Genomic DNA, 21,655 nt, shown 5'->3' with positions numbered 1-21,655 from the left:
TCCCATTTCGTGTGTAAACTTAAGTTGAATTTACCGTTTGAACTTGGAATTGGATAAACTACCAGTCTTGGTTTATTCAATTCAAAATCATCGGTACCAAGTGAACCAACTTTCGTTAAAGTAACATGATCATATTTTGGACCTGCACCACCACTTGGTATTTTTAATTCTAAAACCCAAATACCATTTTCTAAATCAAATTCATCCGAAGTGTAGTCCTGAAATGTGCCGCCATCTGTAATTTTTCTAATACCAGATGTTGTTGAACCGCTGGGAGCTGAAAATAACAATTGCGAAGACGATAAATCCCTGGGCAGCAAGTATGCAGCAAAAGGCTTTGAAGTATCAGAAAACGTTGCATAACTAACCAACATTACATAACGCCCACTTTCTGTAACGTTTATGGTGTACCTCGTAAACTCATTCCCTGCTAAACCCGTTATCACAAATCCAGTTCCGTCTTCAGCAATATCAACGTCATCTCCTACATCTGTACGATATGCCCCGCCAGAATTACCCACAGTAGTATCAGAAAATGCTAATCCCGAACCTCCCAAATCATAGTCTTCTGTTTGTACAATTCCTGGGACCACGTGTGGCGTTCCTGAAAACGGTCTTGTTGGATAACTAGTACTTGTTACAGTAATCGTGTTTTCTTTCGTTCTACTTCTATCATCTGTTAAAACGAGTTTTAACTCGTAGGTGCCTTGGGCAATATTCTCAAGAAGCACATCGTTTTGTCCAGGATTTCCCCAAGTAAATGGAGCTGTTGCAACACTTCGCACCAAAACATCATCAATATAAAGTGCTAAACTTGCAAGGTTTTCGGATGCCAAAGTTGTAGAAGCTTCAACCAGAATATCCTGTCCCGGGTCAATGTTGTCTAAATTGTTTGGTGTAACAAAAGCTGGAGGGTTTATGGGATAAACAGCTTGTACATTAACTTTATCCAAACTAAAGCCTCCGTTTTGTACATTTATTTTAAGTTCATGTAACCCTTTGGTCAAAGGAATTGTTAACCTAGTAGCGTTTTGAAAATCGGTAACACTGGCTGTTTGTGGTAATGAAAAATTATCGAAAATAACAACATCATCTATCTCAATGCTAACAGAGGCATCAGAAACTGGTGAAGCATAAACAAACTCAAAATCGTAATCGTCGGTTTGTAAAACATTAACGTCGTATTTTAACCACTCTCCATTTTGGGTGTCACCAACGAAGGTAATTCCATTATCTGTACCAACATCCACACCATCTGTATCCACTCCTGGACTAAACGTATTGTCTATAGTGGTGTCAGAATATCCTATTCCCTCTCCTCCATTTTTATAATCTTCGGCCTCAATAGTTCCTGATATCAGATGAATACTTTCGTCAAAATATATTTCTGAAATTTTACTAACTGATAATGGTGGCAGCGTTATTGTACCACTACCCTCTTTTATAGTTTGTAATGGATTTGAAAAATAATCCATAGGTTCAACAACACCAAGATTATCAAATACCAGAGCTTCATGTTTAAAGCTTTTTGTATAAATCACATTATCAAATTTCAACTCAAAAGTTACAGGCTTATCGGTCAAATTTACCGCAACCACCTTTGTTTCACCATATTCATTAGTTGCAGCCTTAGCATTAACAGCATTTACCGAACCTCTTGAAACCGTTAGTTGCGCGGAAGAGGTAACCTCACCATCCATTACATTAGCATCTCTGAACACATCTTGAATAATCTCATAGGTAGACAAATATCCTCGTTTTTGAAGTGGGTAAACGGGTTCTCTGTCATCACCAACCACAACCATGGCATTTAAAACCCTGTTAAAACTAAACCAATTGGCTCTTTCATAAATATCAGGATTTTCAGCCATAAATAAATATACATCTGCCATCCCTAAACAAGCGCCTGCATGGACATTATCGCCCGCAGAGACTCCCCATTCGGTTAGCCAAACAGGTTTTCCAGGTGCAAAGTTCCTCACCCAGTTAACATCTTCTGCCAATTCAAGTTTCGCCGTTAACAAAGAACTGTAAGCGTTATTGCTTTCACCAGGAACATCCGGATCTGCACCTAAATATTTATGAATGGTAATAGCGTCAAAAAAACTACCATCACCCTTTATGGTATTGTTATAGGTTTCATGGCTTCTTCTCCAACTTAATGGCAAAGACAGTTTTATATCTGGAAATTCGGCTTTAAGCGCACTTGAAACCTCGGAAGCAGCTGCTAAATACATTTCTGGAGTTTCTGTTCTCAATGAACGTTGCCCTAGCCAAAAATGTTCGTTTCCTAATTCTATAGCTTTAACTTCTAGACCTAAACCAATATCTTTTTGCGCCCTAGCTACACTGCTTGCGCCATCATCAAAATTAATACTGTAAGTCCACATCATGTCATAACCTTGCCCACCAGTTCTGTTCTTTTTTTGGGTGTTCAATTCCGCTATACCATCGATATCTCCTGTTACACAGCACACAAAAGTTTGTAGCGCTTCTTCATGATCTCTGTTATCATAAGCATCATCTTGGTATCCATCCGTTTGCCATTTGTAAAAATTGGCCCAGACTCCATGAGGAAAACGTATGGTAACTGGGTCTACGAGGTTGATAAAATCTTTTTGAAGTTGTGTATCGAAACCTTGTATGTTGTAACCTATAATTTTATTGTTAAATGGTTGAATATTACCAGTGTTTACATTTAAGGAAACCGTTATGTTATCTGGAAGTGTAAATGGATAGTCCTGTGCAGCTATTTTTAAATTTATAAAAAGTAGACTAGACAGAGTTAGCAAAATCGCTAAAGATTTATCTTTTATAAGTGTGCACTTATCCATATTTTTCTTCAAAAATACAAACAACGATTAACTAACGTGTCATGTACTATCCTGTAAACAATTTACATATTAATGCTATTGAATTAAAAGTAATAAATCAACTTTTTTTTCTTGATTAAGTGCAACAAAAAAGCCTCTATTCCATTCTAATAGAGCGGCTTGATGTTAAATATTTAAAAATAATATTCGAATAGTTTAAATCTAATTAAACCTAAAAACTCTACTGATCATCAAAAAATTCTATTTCAAATTTAATTAAGTAATACTGCTGTATTACTTGGTTTAAACCCTATTCTATGGGCTTGAACTTCTAGTTTAGAATTTTCAGGTAATTTAAAAGGTTCTTGATAGACTTCCCACACTTTTAAAGGTTTTGCCTGATTAGTATTAATTCTATATCCTATTGAAGCGCCATCGGTATCACAACTTATAGTAACTTTTCCATTTTTAGTAGTAATTATTGGTGCTGAAGTTACGGGTTGAGTGTCATTTCCATTCCATAGTATTTCAATAAGCGCGCTTTCTGGTAATTCAGGGTTATCTCCAATAGTTTTAAGCCATTTATCCATTTCCATATTCATCTCTTTGAGTTTATCTTGGTAATTAGGATTGTTGGCAAGATTATTTAATTCAAAAGGATCAGCCGAGCAATCAAATAATTCTTCTTTAGGTTTGTTTTCCCTAAACCATTGCATCTGAAATTCATTAAGTTTCCCCATGTCTTTCAACCTCAATAATTCCCGCATTGTTGGAATGCGTTCTCTATATTCAATAGGTAAATAATAGCCTTGTTCTGGTCTGTAGTTTCTAATGTATTTAAATTGCTTATCTCTTACTGCCCTTATAACATCGGTTTCTGCATCAAATCGATCTGCTGCAGCATGAATATAATCGCGCTCTTGTGCTTTAAATGGTCCAATGAATGCTTGACCTTGCATGTATGGCTTGGGTTCTTCGCTTATTAGTGACAATAAGGTTGGTGCAAAATCCACAAAACTTATAAGTTGATCATCCTTTGTTCCTGCCTGTAATTTTTTGGGGAAACGGATAATCATGGGTGTATTTAATCCTGAATCGTAAATCAGCCGTTTTTCTCTTGGCAATGGCCCGCCATGGTCGCCGTAAAAAAAGATAATTGTATTTTCCAATAAGCCATCATCTTCAAGTTGCTTTAAAACAGCACCCACTTGTTTATCCATTTCGGCTATATTATTATACAATTTCCACATATCCCGACGAGTTTTTTCTGTATCTGGTAAATATGGAGGAATATTAAATTTAGTGCCTTTAGGAAGATGTATGGGCGTTTCCTCTTCAGACATTCTATTATTGGCATGAGATTCACCAAAGTTTTTCCATTTGTATGTTTTATCTCCTGCATGATAAAGTCTGGTTTCAATTTCTCGAAATCCATAAGGTTCAAATAATCCTGATTCATGAGTTTCGGTAAAATTAAAGACAGCAAAGAAAGGTTGGTTCTCTTTTCTGTTTCTCCAATGTGCATACGGACTATTCTCATCCCAAGCCGTAACTGGCTCCCTAAACTGGTAATCGGTTTTGTAATTATTAGTACAATAATACCCTGCGCGACGCATCCATTCGCTTATCATTTTAACCTCGGAAGGAGGAACAGCTTCATAAGCCGGCAATCCTCTTTCTTTCGTATATGAATTAACACGCATATGATTTGCACCAAAACTTGACGGATACAAGCCTGTGGCAATAGCCGCTCTACTAGGTGCACATACCCCTGAAGTTGAGTATAGGTTTGAATAAACAACACCTTCCCTTGCTAATCTGCTTAAATTAGGAGTGGCGACTGTAGAATCTCCAAAAGGTGGAATATATGCGCCCATATCCTCGGTTACCAGCCATAAAATATTAGGACGATCAGGTAGTTCTAAAATAGCATCTTTTGAAGTTTTTACCTTTGATTTAACTTTTGATTGACATCCAACAAAACTAATGCATACAATGAGTAAAAATTGGAGAAACTTCATGTTATAGTTTTTTATAATAATAAAGGATAATAATTAAATAAATATCCTTTCTTTTTACGTTGTTTACGTATTTATTTTAATTTTAAAATTTCGCTTCCTGCCAATAAAAATGCGCCTGTTCCAAAATTTTGCCAACTATCAAATGATGCAGGTTCGGGGAAAGCTCCTATATTTTGAACCCAACCTACACGACCATCTTCATGTTGACAAGCTGCTAGAGCGTTCCAAGCTTTAACGACTGCTGGTGTATGTTTTTTTTCCACTAAGCCATTGTTTATTCCCCAAGCTAAAGCGAAGGTATGAAAACCGCTACCACTCACTTCACCATGATCGTACGATTCTGGAGAAAGTAAACTTGTTCTCCATAAACCGTCTTCTGGCTGAATAGCTAGTATTTTAGCAGCCATTTCTTTATACAGTTTTTCGTAAAACGGGCGGTGTTTGTAATCTTCTGGCATATCATCCAAAATCAACGCTAAACCAGCAATAACCCAACCATTTCCTCTAGACCAAAATACTTTCTTGCCATTTGGTTCTTTGCTATCATCTTCGGAGCCAGTCCAAACAAAACGCATATCTCTTGCAAACAAACGTTCTTCTTTATCATATAATTGATTATAGGTTTCCATATAAAACTTATGCATGTCGTCTAAATACTTAGGTTGATTAGTGTGTTTTGCGTATAAGTTTAGTACGGGAGGTGCCATAAACAAGGCATCACACCACCACCATAAGATGGTTCTTCCGTATTTGGATTTATCTGTTCCGGCTTTCCAGTCGTCATCTTCATACAAGTGCGCATCTAAAAACTTTTTAGTTGGCTCTAAATCCACAAAGTTTTTTCTACCTTCATTTATATCAATATATAGATAGCTATATGAAATGGCTACATCATCAGCGTGATGCATTCTATCAAAAGTCTGCCAGTTATTCCAATAGGCTTGATTTTTTAAGGCCGCCATATACATCATATCTTTTGTGGTTTTATGTGCCCTTGCAACACCAGTATAGTATGCGCCGTTAGTCCAATCGGTTGGTGCTATAGCGATAATGGGGTGTGCTTCTTGCCACTCTAAAGCCTTTATCATAGATGCTTTCACTTTAGCTTTATCTATATTTTGAGATTCAGCTACTTTTTGGGCTGTTGAACAATTGAAAAATATTACAATTGCTACAAGCGATAAAATCATCTTATTCATTACGTTTTATTTTTTTAGTTTGAATGTTGTTTCTAAATACTCTTGTGAAGAGGTTCCTATTTTAACTTTATAATCACCAGCTTCTAAAACTTTTTTCATTTTAAGTCCCGTAAATTCCAACATTTTAGGTGTTATTTTAAATGAAACCGTTTTACTTTCTCCTGCACCTAATTCAATTTTCTTAAAACCTTTTAATTCTTTATCAGGTCTAGTTACAGAACCAATTTCATCTTTAATATACATTTGAATCACTTCTTTAGCTTTTACATTGCCAATGTTAGTTACTTTTACACTAACTTCCAATTCTGTATCAGGAGTCAATTCAGTATTCGAAATTGCAATGTTTGAATATTCAAAATCGGCATAACTTAATCCGTATCCAAAAGGATAAAGTGGGCCCTTAGCTAAAAATAAATACTCTTTTTTATAATTAATTTCTTTCATACTATAATGAAATGGTATTTGACCAATGGATCTAGGAATAGTAACCGGTGATTTACCAGAAGGCGACACCTCACCAAATATGATTCTTGCCGTAGACTGATCTCCAAACTCACTTAAATCCCAAGTATCTAAAATAGCATTGGCTTGTTCTGCTATAACATTAATAGATAAGGTTCTTCTGTGCTTTAAAACCACAATTACTGGTTTACCTAAAGCTTTAATTTTTTCAACGAGTTCGTCTTGAGGGCCAACAGGGTCAATAGTTGCTCTATCACCTAAGGTACTATTACTAAAATAAGCTTCTTTTGCAGTGTACTCGTCACCTCCCAAAAATAGTATTGAAACATCTGAAGACCTTGCTTTATTTACCAAACTTGCTATGGCTTTTGGATCTCTGTCTAAAAGTTCTGGTGCACCACCTTTTTGATTCGTTAATTGAAATCCTTTTTCGGCAATGAATTTTACATTTGAACCCGCAACAGACTCGAACATTTCTTTTGTGTTTTCTTTTAATAGAGGACCTAACAAGGCTACTTTTAATGATTTATCTTTTGACAAGGGCAATATGCTTTTTTCATTTTTTAATAAAATTATAGACTCTAAATCTGATTCTTTGGCCAATTCTAACGAAGACTGAATACGTACACCTTTTTTAACTTCTTCAATATCGATGTAAGGGTTATCAAACAATCCTAAAATAAATTTTGTTCTTAACACACGTCTTACAGAACGGTCGATTAACTTTTCTAACTCAGGATTTTTCCTCACCATTTCCGGTAGGTAAGCATACGAGTCTTCAGCATATAAATCGATATCTATTCCTGCTTCTAAACCCATTTGAGCTGCAGCTTCAGGAGACTCAGCAACTTTCATAAAATAGAATAATCGTGCAATATCATTTGAATCTGAAACCACATAACCTTCAAATCCCCATTGATCGCGAAGTACTCCCGTTAGCAATTCAGGATTTCCATGACTCGCAATTCCATTTAAATCGCCATGTGATGCCATAATACCTAATGCTTTAGCTTCTTTTACGGCCACTTCAAATGGTGGATAAATTTCATCTATTAATGTTCTTTCAGAAATCTCAATAGCAGCAAAATTTGAACCACCTAAAACCTGTCCATATCCTGCAAAATGTTTTGCAACAGCACCAATGTGTGTGCCCTTACCTAAGCCTTCGTAATCTCCTTGAACACCAATTATTGCATTTTTAACCATTTGTGTTGTTAAATACGTATCTTCTCCAAAAGCCTCACTCATTCGTCCAAAACGTGGATCGCGAACAATATCGGCTTCAGGTGAATGACACATATGCATCCCTCTTAATCTTGCTTCTCTACCTACAACATCCCATTGTCTTCTCACCAATTCTGGATTGAATGATGCTGCCGAAGTCATTGGACGACCAAACTTGGTACAGCCTTCTGCATCTACGCCATTGTATGATTCTGTAACAAATAAAGCTGGAATACCCCAACGGTTGTTTTCTATGATATACTTTTGAAGTTCGTTATTTAATTTCGCCGCAGACACCGCATCGATATGCTCTCCTGGATTTTTTATTCCTGCAATTCCTAACTTCAATTTTTCCACTACTCGATCTGAAAGTTTTAGTTTTCCGTTCTCATCATGCTCTACTCCAATATTGGCATGAAAAATACGCATTTGTGCCACTTTTTCTTCAAGCGATAATTTAGGCAATAAAGCCTCCACACGTTCATCAATAGATAAAGATGAATCCTTATAATCCTTTGAACTTGAATCATTAGTTTTAAATGACGCAAAAATTATTAGTACTGCTAAAAAAAATATTTTCTTCATTAGTTTTTAAATTTAAATCTGTTTAATTTGAAAGACTCGGGTTTTATACCTTTAAAAACAAAGCATAGTGATTGATTATTTTTAAGGATTTTGGCGTCAAAACTTCTTTTTTGAAATGAGTAGATTTCATTTTTAGGCACATCACAAGTAAATAATAACATACCTTGGGCATCATTTTCTCTAACCTCTATTTGTATTGCTTGATTAGCGATAACTTCTAATTCCAAAGTGGATGAATGCATTAAATTCTTGATATTAGGATATACAACGTAACTTATGCCTTCGGTCGGTTCTATTGAAAACCCGCCTTTAGTATTTTCAACTTTTACGATGTTATCGGATTTAAAATAATCTTCAGCTTCAATACTAGAGTTGGCATCATAGTTCCCGACACCAACACCGTCAACTCTAATAGTAGCCATTTCACCATTTTCTTTGTAGTGAATATAACTTATGAAACTATCTCTAAAATATCGATTTCCTGTTTGACTGATATCACAATAGATATAATACCATTGGTTGTGCCACTCAAAAAACGACCCGTGACGCCCTTGTAAAAATCCATTTGGCCATGTTGGTGCATCATAGCCTTCATCAAAACTCTCTTCTTTTATCACAGAATCTTTATAATCATAAGGACCATACAAATTATCAGACATGGCATAAAAACAACCCCATGACAAATAATATTTTCCATTGTATTTATGCATGAATGGTTTATCATCTGTTGGCATTTTTTTATTATTACCATCAGGATTATAAGGTCCGCGCGGATTATTAATAATAATTTTTTTAGGTTTTTCAGCTAAACTTACCATGTCATTATTCAACTCGGCTATATAGTAATCCCAAACACCAAAAATTATATAATGTTCTCCATTATCTTTAAAAACGGCCATATCATATTCATGCGTTGGTGTTAATTCTGAAGACAACAGTGGTCCACCCAAAACATCTTCCCAAGGGCCAATTGGAGAATCACCTACAACTACACCTGTTTGTTCATTACCCTCTGAAAAGTAAAAATAGTATTTACCTTCTCTATATGCTGCATCGGTAGCCCAACAACTCGAAAAGTTATTACCTATGTATGTGTTTTTTGGATTTAGCACACTGCGTTTTGTCCAATTCACTAAATCAGGAGACGACCATACCCACCAATCTTCCATGATGAATTCTTTGTTTTCTATAGATTTATCATGAGATGCATACACGTATGCCGTGTCATTAAATATGTGAATATGTGGATCGTTTAGTCCTTGGTTTGGTACGATTGGATTTTGAGCAAATAATAAAAAGCCATTTAAAAACAGACATGCTTTTATTATACACTTATATAGTCTAATCATAACTTAATTCTCTTTAATAATTAAAATCGCCCAATCTTTATCCATATCTGAAGGTGGTATTCCTAATTCGACCATACCTCCTCCACTAACTGAAAGAATCGAACCATGGTGTGTATGCATTTGCGGGAATTCCGTTAGTATACGCATAATATAGTCCACTATTTAACAGATAACCATTACTAGTATTGGCATCATTGTTAGTAGAGTATCTTATTGAAAAACCAGAATAAAACTTACCGTTTAAAAAGCGCTCACCACCATACATATTGTTTCTATTCGGTAATGCGAGCGTACCTTCATGAAATAACCAGTTATTACTCCAAACGCTACCATCATAATGTGCTAAAAGTATATCACCATTACCAGAACCGCCTTGTCTATATCTGGCAATCAAACTTCCATCGTCAGCTCTATGAATCATGGGGTAGGTCATACGCTCGTAATCGCCTCCAGATTTTAAATAATTAAAAATAGCCAATGTGAATTCATTATCTGGTACGAAAGCTTTATTCTTAAGCGATACTGAATAATTAAAAAAATCATTAGGTAAAGATGCTGAACTATAAGCATGCATATCATAAATGATATGAATCGTATCATCTATCGTACTAACACCAATAGCCGCTGTATTATGAGAATCACCACGTATACCTGTACCATTAAGAAGTTCACCGCCTTGTCCAACATGTTTGTGCGGAAATTGAATGGTAACCCATGGGGAGTTTGGTATGTTTAAATTTTTTCTGGAGAGCATTAAATTTCTTGTATCCATGCCCCCTTTATACCAAGTAATAAAAGCATACCCGTTAACAACATCAATACAGTCCCCATGCGGTGTTATTCTTTGCGAGAACCTATAATTTACATCTTTTGTTCCTGCAAAATACAATCCTCCTTCTCCATCAGGTGTCACTTTTGTTGAGCTATCTAATACAACGTCGAGCTCTTTTTGCGCTGTTATCGTGATTGACACAAAAACTATCAAAACAAATAATACCAACTGATTCTTTTTCATATTTTTTTATATTTTGATAGCTTTCATTACTTATAAAAAAGCCAGTACAAATAGTGATTCTGCTGGCTTTTTTATAGTTACTAATTTTAAAATGAATTTATTTTTAACTGAATAACATGTTTACCTGGAGATAATCTAACCGAATCGAAAGCAGGTGGAATTTTATTTCCATTATGGATTAAGTCTTTTCCGTCTATATCTTTTAAAGAAAACTCTGCTACCATATTTCCTGGAATTTCTATCTCATAAGTTTGAAGTCTAGCTCCGTTGTATGTATATTTTCCAATAATTGGACCTCTCACCGTTGGAACTTTTATTTCACTAGATTTTAATTTACCCATTTGAGGTTGAATAGTTGCCACGCCAAAACCAGGTGTTTTAGGTTTTATACCCCATAATCCTCTTGGTATTACATTAGCAGGTACAGCACCCCAAGCATGATTCCAATCTAAATTGTTCTTGAATTTTAAATCCCAAGCTTCTAAAGTTATGGTTGAACCTGAACGTATCATATTATACCAACTTCTTTCAGCTTTGCTAGCAAGTAGCTCTAAAGCATAATCTGCTTCACCTGCATTGTACAACCCATCCATTAAAAATTGAGCTCCATAAACACTGCAAGCCATTCCTCGTGATTTTACAAAATCCACAACCGTTTGATAATGCTCTTCTGGAACTAACCCAAATGCCAACGGCATCATATTAGCATGTAAAGACGCATGATCTGTTCCAATACCGTCTATGTAAATACCTCGTTCTTTATCGAACATTTGTTCGTTAACCACCTTTTTAACTTTTGCCGCTCTCAATTCAAAGTCTAATACCTCCTGTGTTTTGCCTAAAATTTGAGCAAACTCCGCCATAATTTTCATGTTTTCGTAGAAAAACGAATTAATTACAGTGCTGTAAGGTTGGAACACAAATCCGTCTCGCTCTCCTTTTGTTTTACTGCCGTTAAAATTGGCAGATGGCCAATCCACAATATCTGTTAATGGTTTTTTATAACCTTCAGGGAAACCTAACTTTTTCATGAATTCGTCATCTACTTTTGTAGAAGTAATTAATCCTTCGTCATTTGATAGTTCAAAAAGTGTTTTATGTTTTAATGGCTCATAATACCTTTCAATAAGTTCTGTATTTCCAGTATACATATAATCGGCATAAATCAATAAAGCCACATGTTGTTGCCATTCGGTAGGCCATGTTGGATTTTTCATAAAATACTCGATAGTTCTTCTCGCCATGGCAAATTCTCTATCCGTAGTATAATGACTTAATTGATTCAAGTATGCATCTGCTTCGTAAGGAATACGTTCTCTATCTCCATCAACATATAACCCATTAAACGTTGTTGCTTTTATGGAATATTTACATAAATCCCAAACCTGATTTAAAACATCGTTATTACTTTTAAAACTACTGGCATTATCATCCCAATAGGTATGAAATGCTAGTTGTTCAACGTTTTCTGCTGAAATTGATTCTTGAGCGCCTTCTATTTCGGCATATCGAAATGGCACCAATGGTGGAAATCCATCTGGTAAAGGAATGGCTTTATTAGCTCTTGTATTTCTCTCATCTTCCTGAACTTTTATTTGATACTTTGTTTGCCCAGGTTTAACATCAACTTTTATTTCCTGATAACGAATGTTGCTTTTTGCAGGTGGAGTTCTGTTAACATTACCTTTTTCGTCTAACATTTCCCCAATTCTAATTGTTAAGGTATGTGGCGATTTTGCATTATAGGTAAAATCCATAGTAGCAAAAGCTGCTTTGCCGAAATCTATAAAAATGAAGTTATTTCGTTTTTCAAATTTTACCGGTGCTACTTTCGTAACTACAAATTTGTTTTCAGTTGAAATAATATAACTATCACTTTTACCTGTGGTAAACTTTTGAGGCTCTGAATAATCTACTAAACGATTTTCTTCATCCCAAATTCTTACTTTCCAGTAGTAAGTTTTTCCTATTTCAAGTAGACTGCCATTATACTCTACATTTGTTGACTCTAAAGATCGTACTTGACCGCTATCCCAAACATCGCCGTTATTATTGTTGATGTTTTTCTGGTTGGAAGCTACTAATATTTGGTAAGCTCCTTGATATTTAGCGCCTAAAGGCACTGTCCAGCCAAATTCTGGTTTTAAATCGAATATTTTAACATCCGTACTGGGTTCTCTAATTAACTCAACCGTTAAATCTTTTGGTGCCGCTCTATACTCGTTACTGTTTTTCTTAATTAACTCATCAAGTTTTGCTCGAAGCTTATCGGCTACTGCTTTATATTTTTTCTTTCCTATTAAATTGTTAATCTCTTTCGGGTCTTTTTTAAGGTTGTAAAGCTCTTCAAGAGATTTATCATTTACATATCTAAAATATTTCCATTCTTCAGTTCGAACACCTTCACTCGGAGGGATTTCGCTAAAATCCCATATGTGTTCTATTAAAATGGTATCTCTTGCAATGGTATTGGTTTCTTTTTTAACAATGGGTAGCAAGCTCTTTCCTTGCCATGTATCTGGTGCATTTACACCAGCTAAATCTGTAATTGTTGATGGTACATCAATATTTAATACCATTTCATCAACATCTTGATGTGAGTTCACTCGTGGATCATATATAATCAACGGCACGCGAATAGAATTGTCATACATCAGCCATTTTCCTGCTAATTTACGTTCACCTAAAAAATATCCATTATCACCCATTATGATGATAACCGTATTTTTTTCTATGCCTTTTTCTTCTAATTTTTTTCGAATTTTTGCAATTTCTAGATCTATTCCAGAAATCATACGGTAATACCCTTTTAAGCTATGTTGGTACTTTTCTGGAGTATCGTAACGCCATGTCCAACGTAGCCAGTTAAATCCGTCTCTTACAATTTTAGGTTGTGCATTAAAATATTTATCATCCCCTAATTCAGGACCCGGAATGGTTGTGTCTTCAAGTAAATTGTCTGTTTCAGCCTGCCAAAAATATTGTTCTGGTGCACTATCATGTGCATGAGGGGCACTAAAGCTTAATGAAAGGCAAAAAGGTTTATTATTTGTAGCATTTTTATCAATAAAATTAATAGCTTGTTGCCCAGTGTAACGGGTTAAATGTACCGTGTCATTATCAATAGTTTTATAGTAATATCCTCTCCTATCATTATATCTGTTATTCCTATCGTAATCTTCATATTCATCAAACTGTTTATCCAAGTCGTCATAACGTACGCCATATTTACCATAAAAACCGGTGTAATAGCCATTGTTTTTTAAAACAGTTGGATATGAATTCTGCATATATTCGTCTCTCACATTTCCTGTTTGAAAATTAAAATTATGTGCTCTTTCATGCAAGCCTGTTAATATACTCGCTCTACTTGCAGCGCATATAGGTGTGGTAACAATGGCTGTATTAAAATAGGTGCCAGATTTTGCCAAATCATCCATTTGAGGTGTTTCTACATATTTATTACCTGCATACCCAATGGCATCAAAACGTTGATCATCAGTAAGGATGAATATGATATTTGGTTTATCTTCATTACTCTTCTGTTGAGCATTTGATATATTAAAACCACAGATGGTTGAAATTAAGATGAATAAATAGCTGACTTTTTGCACTTGCATACTTTTTTATTTAAAAGAGAATTATAAAAAAAAATTAATTGTAAAATATAAAACTACCGTTTAACCCTAGCAGTTCTATCCTGCTCTGTCCTGAAATAGTTTAAAAGATTCTTAAATTAAAAAATCTTCGACAAAATTTTATTTAAGACGAAGATTAATATTCTAAAAATTTAATAAATGAATTAATTATCTAAAACTCCAATTCGAATTCCAATCAATTATTTTGTTATTATACATAGCGTCCAAACCCATTTGAACACAAATAGCTACTTTGGCTCCTGTTTTTATATTCGATTCTGGATTTTTGTTATTTAAAATAGATTCCTTAAAATCTAAAAGGGCTTGTTTACTAGGGTCTAAATGTTCAACATCTATGGGATATCCTTTTTCTGAATCCCAACCTGATGTGGCGCCACTAACACCATCTACATCGGCAATAATCTTATTTCTTTGTCCTTCAGGGTAAAACCAAGCATTTTTTGTATCGATTATGATAGTACCCTTATCTCCTAATACTTTTATTTGGTAACCATCTTTAGCGTTGCTTGTTAAACATGTAAATTTTGCTTTGACTCCATTTGGATAACTATATACCAAATGAACATTGTCATATGTTTCTCTACCATCTTTCCAATAATCAATACCTCCAACACCCATGACTTGATTTGGAGTTTCATTAAGTACCCAGTTTACAAAATCGATTTGATGTGAACACAACTCCGCAGTAAGCCCTCCAGAAAACTCCTTATACATTCTCCAATTTATAGCCTTTTCAAATTTAGGATCTGGGACAGGTCTTCTCCAATTGCCATGACGATTCCACTGGCACTCAAAAGCAGTAATTTTACCTACTTTTCCTTCTTTTATTAAATCAACTACAGCTGTATAAAGCCTCGAACTATGGTATTGATGTCCTGTTTGAAATATTAATTTAGAATCGTTGGTTTTATGTACTAAATCCTGAATATCAGTATATCCTTTGGCTAAAGTTTTTTCACAATACACATGTTTCCCTGCATCAAGAGCATCTATAGCAATTTTTGAATGTGTATTAAATGGTGTTGCTACTATTACAGCATCAATATTTTTGTTATCTAAAAGTTGTCGATAATCTGAGTAGCCAATAGGGTTAGAATTAGCTTTAGCCAAGCCTTCTTTTAACCGGAATGACAAAACATCGCAGGATGCTACAACATTCACATTTTTAATAGAATTTAAAATTGTTGTTAGTCCACCTCCACGATCTCCTGTACCGATAACACCAATATTTATAGTATTATTAGCATTAATATTAGACATTACATTGCCATATAAATATGCAGAACTAGCAATACCCACAGTAGCTGCAGTTGTTTTTTTAATAAATGAGCGTCTTTTCAAAATTTATATTTTAGGTTCCCAACCTGGTTCATACGTCCTTGACCATAATTTCATGGCCTCTCGATTGTACATCATACCCGTTTTATCGTTTATATCAAAACCATCATTAATTCGATAAGCAATATTCGCATAATGCACCATAGCCATACTTTTACTGGCATCATCTATAGGTGCAGTTAATTTAGTTTTGCCTCTAATGGTATCAAAAAGGTTTTGAACATGTTTTGTTGAAGTATCTCCGCCACCACCTAAAGCAGTTCCTGCTTCATTTGATGCTGAATTATATTCTTTTACTAATTTCCCGTTACGGTCATATAACATATACTTACCTCTATCTACAAATACAGATCCTTCAGTACCGTAAATAACAGTACCTCGTCCAGTACCATAGGTACTATAACTATTTCTAGATTTACCATCCCATTTAATTACTTTATTATTAGCAAATTTAAATGTAGCCTCCATATCATCATACATTTCCCAACCATCATCTAAAAAGTGACGTTTTTCTGCTTCAACATAAACATGTTGCGGAAAATCAACTTGTAATGCCCATCGCGCCACATCTAACTCATGTGTTCCATTATTACCTGCTTCGGCAGTGCCATATTCCCAACCATACCAATGCCAATTATAATCCCAAGTTTCAGAAGTATAAGCTCGTCTAGGTGCTGGACCTTGCCATAAATCCCAATCTAATCCTTCAGGAATAGCTGTATTTTTTTGTAATGGCACTTTACCACGTCCGTTGTTATAAAAAGCAACGGCCTTGTATGGATTTCCAATTATTCCCTTATGAATTTCATTAATAATTTCAATGGTATGACCAGACGAACGTTGCTGATTTCCCATTTGTACCACTTTGTTAAAATGCTTGGATGCTTTTACCAATTGTTCATTTTCGTACATATTATGGCTACATGGTTTCTCTACATAAACATGCTTACCTGCTTTCATAGCCATAATAGAACCCGGTGTATGCCAATGGTCTGGAGTGGCATTAATCAACAGATCTACATTTTTATCGTCCAAAACTTTTCTAATATCATTCTCTAAAGTTGGGTTATAATCAATATGTTCTCTAAACGTTTTTAGGCCTTTTAAACGCTGGCTTTCCATAACATCACATAAATAGACTAGCTTCGCATTGCTTTGTTTTATGGCTATGGGTTGTGTAAAAGCCCCCATTCGTCTTCCTAAACCAGCAATAGCAACGTTTAGTCTTTCATTAGACCCTATAATGCTGTTATAACTTTTGGCGGTCATTGCCATGGCAGAGCTTCCAACTGTTAAAGCTGTCCCTGCCAAAGTTGCCTTCTTTATAAAATCTCTTCGATTATTTCGCATGTTTTAATTCTTTATTTCTGGAACTTTAATTTTAATGTTTCTAAATGCCACTTTATCGCCATGATCTTGTAACAGAATTTGGCCTTTTTCCAACAAACCAAAATTAGGCCATTTTGCATATTTACTTACCGAAACCAATTTTAAAAACTCTTTACTACCTCTTTCATATTCCAATACTTTTACATCGTTTACCCAATGCTCAACATGGTTATCAATAGATTTTATATATGCCGTATTCCATTCACCAATAGGTTTAATGGGTTTACTCGGGTCAGCCTGAATTAAATCGTACAATGAACATACTGTTCTACTTCCTTCATGAGAACCTAACTTAGCGTCCGGATGAAGCGCATCATCCAAAATTTGATATTCCAAGCCAATAGATGAGCCAGGACCTTTGTTTATTTCGGTATCTACATAATACTTTATACCACTATTTGCACCGGGTGTTAATTTAAAATCCACTTGTAATTCAAAATCACTATAATCATTTAAAGTAACAATATCTCCTCCTGCAGCAGATTCTGCTCCTCCAGAAGACAAAACAATAAGTTCTCCATTTTCAATTACCCAACCTTTATCTGGAAATGTATCTAACTTAGCACCGCGCCATCCAACGGTGGATTTCCCATCCCAGAGCATTTGCCATCCAGAGTTTTTCTCGTTAACCGTAAGATTATTTTTAGTAAAAACCGGTTCTAAAGAGGATTTTGTAGAATATTTAGAAAGATTATCTGTTAAAATTTTGGCGTTTTTCCACATCACTTGTTTACCCAGTTTTTCAGAATCATTGCCTATAGAGTGTACTTGTAGTCCAATAAACCCACTAGCTGTTTTATCATCAATCAAATATGCAGCTGGAATACCATTTATCCAAGTTTTTAAAGTATCAGCAATGGCTTCAACGCGATAATGATTCCATTCATTTTGCTTAAAAGCTTTTTGGGCTTCAGGGTTATTCTCCAAGGTGTATAACCATTTACGTCTACCTTCGTCATAGATTCCACCGCTCCATGAGCGTTTTGATGGATCTATTTCTACTTGATATCCATGCACCCTTCCGTTTTGATAATATGGATAGCTATTACTTCTAATTTGGATTCCCGAATTCATGATTGAATCTACCTTAAATTCTATTTCAAAAATAAAATCGCTATACATTTCATTTGTTGTTAAAAACGTATTGGGTGTATTGGCCGCGGTTGTGCCAATAATAACACCATTTTCATTTTTATAAGAAGCTTCTCCTCCTTTTATATTCCATCCTTCAAGGGAATTTTGGGAAATTAAAATTACCCAAGGGATTTCTTGCTTTTCTTCTTTGCACGAATACATATTACCCGTAATTAGAAGGACAACTAAAAATAATAAGCTTAATTTAAATACTCTCATTTTAATTATTTTTAAAAGTTATAAATAAATCTCTCCACCATAAAATAATTTACACCTATGACGGAGAGAATTGACTAACTCAAACAATTACTAAATTTTATTTTAATTCTTCAACATAAATACAGAATTTTTAACTGGGACCCATCCTGTTCTATCCTGAAATCAATATTTTTCATATTAAATCCTGTTGTTCTACCTCTTAAATCCTTATGGAGGATTAAAATGGCAAAATATCTTTGTTAAATTAAAAAAAATAGCGAGGATTTAATCCTCGCTATTTTTTTAGTTTCAAGTTTATTATGAAAAGAAACTAAGGTGTTCTTAACTCTAATGTAAACTCTTCGAATTTTACGTCTCTATCTCTTATTACTAAAGTATCTTTAACTGTATGCAATAAATCAAATGTTGATGTTGTTGTTGAAACTAATGTACCAAAAAAGCGTACCTCAGAGACTTCAACTTCAAGTTCTCGATATTGATAATCTAAGTAAATTACGTCTCTACTTTTTCCTCCCCATTCATCTCCATCTTCTACAAACTTTCCTGAGCCCGTTACAGTAACAGTGCTATTTGGGTCAGCATTAGCAACAGTAATATCTTCATTATCGTTAAATGTCAATAGTAAAGACAATGTACTATTAGTAGCAATACCTGGTCTTCTAATATTAATAGTAGTAGTCGCAGTATTCCTTCCTGCAGTTGATAGTGGAAGTAATTCATCACCTTCAACAAACTCAGATCTATAAACTGTGGAACCTTCAATGCTCTCTGTGGTTGTTTCTGTTGGATTTCCATTAGCATAAACCGTAACCGATTGGTTAGATCCTACAGCTTTATCCTCACCGCGTCTTAAATATATACCTTGATATTTATTCATATACTTGATGCCAAAAAGTGTATAGTCCTTTGGTTGTGTTTGCCAATCATCTGCTTTAATTTTAGTAGGATTTGTAACACCTTCAGCTGGGACACCGGTTAAAAGTGAATCTAATTCTTCATAATCTGTAATTCTTAAAGGAATTACATAATGTACCTCACCAAACTCCGCAAATGATAATGGATCATCAAAAAAGGCATCGTTAAGCTGTACTGGAATTCGCCCTTTAATAGAACCAATAGGAATAGTTACCGGACTTGCTTGTTCGATGGTGTAATATGAAGAAGGCAATATCTGTACATTTACCGAGTCTACACCTAATAACGTAGCGTCTATCAATTCTGGAGCGAGTTCAAAATATACCAGTCTGTTTTTATTGTTTTCATAAACTCCGGACATGGTAACACCGATTTCAAACCGACCATTATTATCATTGTCATTAAATCCTAAATCATATTTCCCTAAAATTAATGTCCTTACAGGAGTTTGAAATGGAAAATATACTGAAGTTGAGCCAAAGTCGTCAAATTCATTTGGCTGATTAGAGCAAGCCATTAAACTAAAGGCAAGTGCTAATATTATTAAAAATTTTATTTTCATATCTAATCCTTTTTTAATTGTTTTAAAGTACATAATAATCTTACCAGCCATTATTTTGTTCAAGTTCAGAAAACTTCACAATTTCATTATTTGGAATTGGCATATAAGTAGCAAATGGTTGATAATTTCTAATTTCAACAGACGGTAACTCAACATAATTACTTCCGTCAAAAAAGTAACCTTTAGCCGTTTCATTTAAAGATAGTCCCCATCTTCTAAGATCCCAGAACCTGTGTCCTTCAAAACTTAGTTCTATGCGACGTTCATTTCTAATAAGCTCTCTCATCTCCTCCATAGTTGTAATAGATGCTAAGTAGTTATCTGGTTGTGCAATTCCTGCTCTATTACGTATAGCTGCAATCACGTCACGAGCGGTAATACCACCAACCTGATGGTCTGGACCACCAATTTCATTGGCTGCCTCGGCAAATATTAAAAACAATTCAGTATATCTAAAATACACATCAACATGTATCTTACCTGTAGCAGTTCCATCATTATTGATTCTAACATCTGGACGTAATAATTTTTTAAGGTAATAGCCAGTAGTTGTAGATTGCTGAGGAATAGAATCTAACCTATCATTTCCTCCACCTACACCAGTATTAATAGTTCCACCTCCAAAAGAAGCCCCATTAAGAACAACAAATTTTTCTAACCTAGGGTCTCTATTGGCATAAGGATTTTGAGGGTCAAAACCATTAGCCTCAGTTGCAGGATTTCCGTTTTGCATTGGGAATGCCATTACAAAGTTATGTGTTGGATTAATCTCCCCATTTCCATTCACTGAAGGCGGAAACATTCTTTTTTCATAATTAGAAGAATTACTTCCTAAAGAACTACGCCAAAGCATTTCGCTACTCACTAATTTATCATCTGATGCATAAAACTCAAGACCATTTGGATCTAAACCAGCAACGCCTCCAATAGTATTTAAAATTTCAGCTGCATTATTTGCTGCCAAATTATAATAGCCTTGATTATTTAAAAAAGAAGGACTAGCCGCAAAAAGCGCCAAGCGTGCTTTAAGTGCTTTTACAATTCTTCCTGAAATACGTAAATTAAAAAAATTATCATTTACCACTTGGTATTTAACATAATCAAAATCTTCCAAATCTGAATACCAATCATCTACCTGTCCCTGACTTAATCCATAATCAGTTGGCAATAAAGTAAGTGCCTTATCAAAATCTGCCATAATAGCCTGAACAGAAGCTTCAAATGATAAACGGGGTACATTAAAGTTACCATCAGGTTCAATAAATTCAGTAAAATAAGGAATACCTAATAATTCGCCAGAAGTACCAATACCTGCATGTGCTTGTAGCGCATAAAAATGATGCAATCCTCGTAACGCCAATGCTTCACCCTCCAAACGCATGTAAAACATTTTATTGGTTAATGTATCTCTGCTCCATTTTATTTCTCTTGCGTCAATAATTTCTAGAAAACGGTTTACCCAGAATACACGTTCAAAACTATTCCAACGGGATGCAGGATTAAATTGTGCGCTTAACTCGCCAAGAGCCATTCGCTTGTAATTATTATTCAAATTATTATTAACAGCATCATCAGTAGCCGCTTCAGAAAATGAATATTGATCAACCAAGCCCGAATATCCATTTAATAATATGCCTTCTGCTAAATTTGGATTCGTGCTAACTTCATCAAAATCTAACCTGTTTTCATCAAAAGGTTCGAGGATATCACAGGCAATCATCCCAGAAAACACTAACACAATTAATATATATTTTATTAAATTTTTCATTTT

At 34.9% G+C, this 21,655-nt stretch carries 12 protein-coding genes; all 12 read right to left on the bottom strand.

Features of this window, described 5'->3' with window-relative positions; all coding sequences use genetic code 11:
• Window positions 1–2,834, bottom strand: a 2,834-nt coding sequence (locus tag ACFO5O_RS15135; protein WP_387965303.1) for a carbohydrate-binding protein, incomplete at its 3' end; no start/stop codon positions are given.
• Between the two features lie 251 nt (window positions 2,835–3,085).
• The gene (locus tag ACFO5O_RS15130) at window positions 3,086–4,834 is read right to left on the bottom strand and encodes a sulfatase family protein (protein ID WP_387965302.1); all 1,749 of its coding nucleotides are present in this window, start codon (window positions 4,832–4,834) and stop codon (window positions 3,086–3,088) included.
• A gap of 71 nt (window positions 4,835–4,905) precedes the next feature.
• On the bottom strand, window positions 4,906–6,033 hold the full coding sequence (locus ACFO5O_RS15125; RefSeq protein WP_387965300.1) for a glycoside hydrolase family 88/105 protein: 1,128 nt from the start codon (window positions 6,031–6,033) through the stop codon (window positions 4,906–4,908).
• A gap of 6 nt (window positions 6,034–6,039) precedes the next feature.
• Window positions 6,040–8,304, bottom strand: a complete 2,265-nt coding sequence (locus ACFO5O_RS15120; RefSeq protein ID WP_387965299.1) for a glycoside hydrolase family 3 N-terminal domain-containing protein — start codon at window positions 8,302–8,304, stop codon at window positions 6,040–6,042.
• Complete coding sequence (locus ACFO5O_RS15115; protein WP_387965297.1) at window positions 8,304–9,653, bottom strand: family 43 glycosylhydrolase; 1,350 nt, start codon at window positions 9,651–9,653, stop codon at window positions 8,304–8,306. The genes ACFO5O_RS15120 and ACFO5O_RS15115 overlap by 1 nt, the downstream gene beginning before the upstream one ends.
• Window positions 9,654–9,738: 85 nt before the next feature.
• On the bottom strand, window positions 9,739–10,668 hold the full coding sequence (locus ACFO5O_RS15110) for a BNR-4 repeat-containing protein (protein WP_387965295.1): 930 nt from the start codon (window positions 10,666–10,668) through the stop codon (window positions 9,739–9,741).
• 86 nt (window positions 10,669–10,754) lie between these two features.
• A complete protein-coding gene (locus ACFO5O_RS15105) occupies window positions 10,755–14,288 on the bottom strand; it encodes a sulfatase-like hydrolase/transferase (protein WP_387965293.1) in 3,534 nt (1,177 codons plus the stop codon).
• Window positions 14,289–14,474: 186 nt separating this feature from the next.
• Window positions 14,475–15,668 (bottom strand): Gfo/Idh/MocA family protein, encoded by a 1,194-nt coding sequence (locus ACFO5O_RS15100; RefSeq protein WP_387965291.1) that lies wholly within the window; start codon window positions 15,666–15,668, stop codon window positions 14,475–14,477.
• 3 nt (window positions 15,669–15,671) lie between these two features.
• Window positions 15,672–17,015, bottom strand: a complete 1,344-nt coding sequence (locus ACFO5O_RS15095) for a Gfo/Idh/MocA family protein (protein ID WP_387965289.1) — start codon at window positions 17,013–17,015, stop codon at window positions 15,672–15,674.
• A 3-nt stretch (window positions 17,016–17,018) separates the two neighbouring features.
• Window positions 17,019–18,407, bottom strand: a complete 1,389-nt coding sequence (locus ACFO5O_RS15090; RefSeq protein WP_387965287.1) for a 3-keto-disaccharide hydrolase — start codon at window positions 18,405–18,407, stop codon at window positions 17,019–17,021.
• Between the two features lie 310 nt (window positions 18,408–18,717).
• Complete coding sequence (locus tag ACFO5O_RS15085) at window positions 18,718–19,884, bottom strand: DUF5627 domain-containing protein (protein ID WP_387965285.1); 1,167 nt, start codon at window positions 19,882–19,884, stop codon at window positions 18,718–18,720.
• Between the two features lie 40 nt (window positions 19,885–19,924).
• Window positions 19,925–21,652, bottom strand: a complete 1,728-nt coding sequence (locus ACFO5O_RS15080; RefSeq protein WP_387965283.1) for a RagB/SusD family nutrient uptake outer membrane protein — start codon at window positions 21,650–21,652, stop codon at window positions 19,925–19,927.
• Window positions 21,653–21,655 lie beyond the last annotated feature (3 nt).

This window comes from Geojedonia litorea (assembly GCF_042654525.1).
GTDB lineage: Bacteria > Bacteroidota > Bacteroidia > Flavobacteriales > Flavobacteriaceae > Geojedonia > Geojedonia litorea.
The sequence above is the reverse complement of the archived record's forward strand: the minus strand, read 5'-3'. Positions and strand labels throughout refer to the sequence as shown.

Excerpts from the sequence above, each read along its gene's own strand:
- ACFO5O_RS15130 (WP_387965302.1), bottom strand. The coding sequence starts at position 4,834 with ATGAAGTTTCTCCAATTTTTACTCATTGTATGCATTAGTTTTGTTGGA.
- ACFO5O_RS15125 (WP_387965300.1), bottom strand. The coding sequence starts at position 6,033 with ATGAATAAGATGATTTTATCGCTTGTAGCAATTGTAATATTTTTCAAT.
- ACFO5O_RS15120 (WP_387965299.1), bottom strand. The coding sequence starts at position 8,304 with ATGAAGAAAATATTTTTTTTAGCAGTACTAATAATTTTTGCGTCATTT.
- ACFO5O_RS15115 (WP_387965297.1), bottom strand. The coding sequence starts at position 9,653 with ATGATTAGACTATATAAGTGTATAATAAAAGCATGTCTGTTTTTAAAT.
- ACFO5O_RS15110 (WP_387965295.1), bottom strand. The coding sequence starts at position 10,668 with ATGAAAAAGAATCAGTTGGTATTATTTGTTTTGATAGTTTTTGTGTCA.
- ACFO5O_RS15105 (WP_387965293.1), bottom strand. The coding sequence starts at position 14,288 with ATGCAAGTGCAAAAAGTCAGCTATTTATTCATCTTAATTTCAACCATC.
- ACFO5O_RS15095 (WP_387965289.1), bottom strand. The coding sequence starts at position 17,015 with ATGCGAAATAATCGAAGAGATTTTATAAAGAAGGCAACTTTGGCAGGG.
- ACFO5O_RS15090 (WP_387965287.1), bottom strand. The coding sequence starts at position 18,407 with ATGAGAGTATTTAAATTAAGCTTATTATTTTTAGTTGTCCTTCTAATT.
- ACFO5O_RS15085 (WP_387965285.1), bottom strand. The coding sequence starts at position 19,884 with ATGAAAATAAAATTTTTAATAATATTAGCACTTGCCTTTAGTTTAATG.
- ACFO5O_RS15080 (WP_387965283.1), bottom strand. The coding sequence starts at position 21,652 with ATGAAAAATTTAATAAAATATATATTAATTGTGTTAGTGTTTTCTGGG.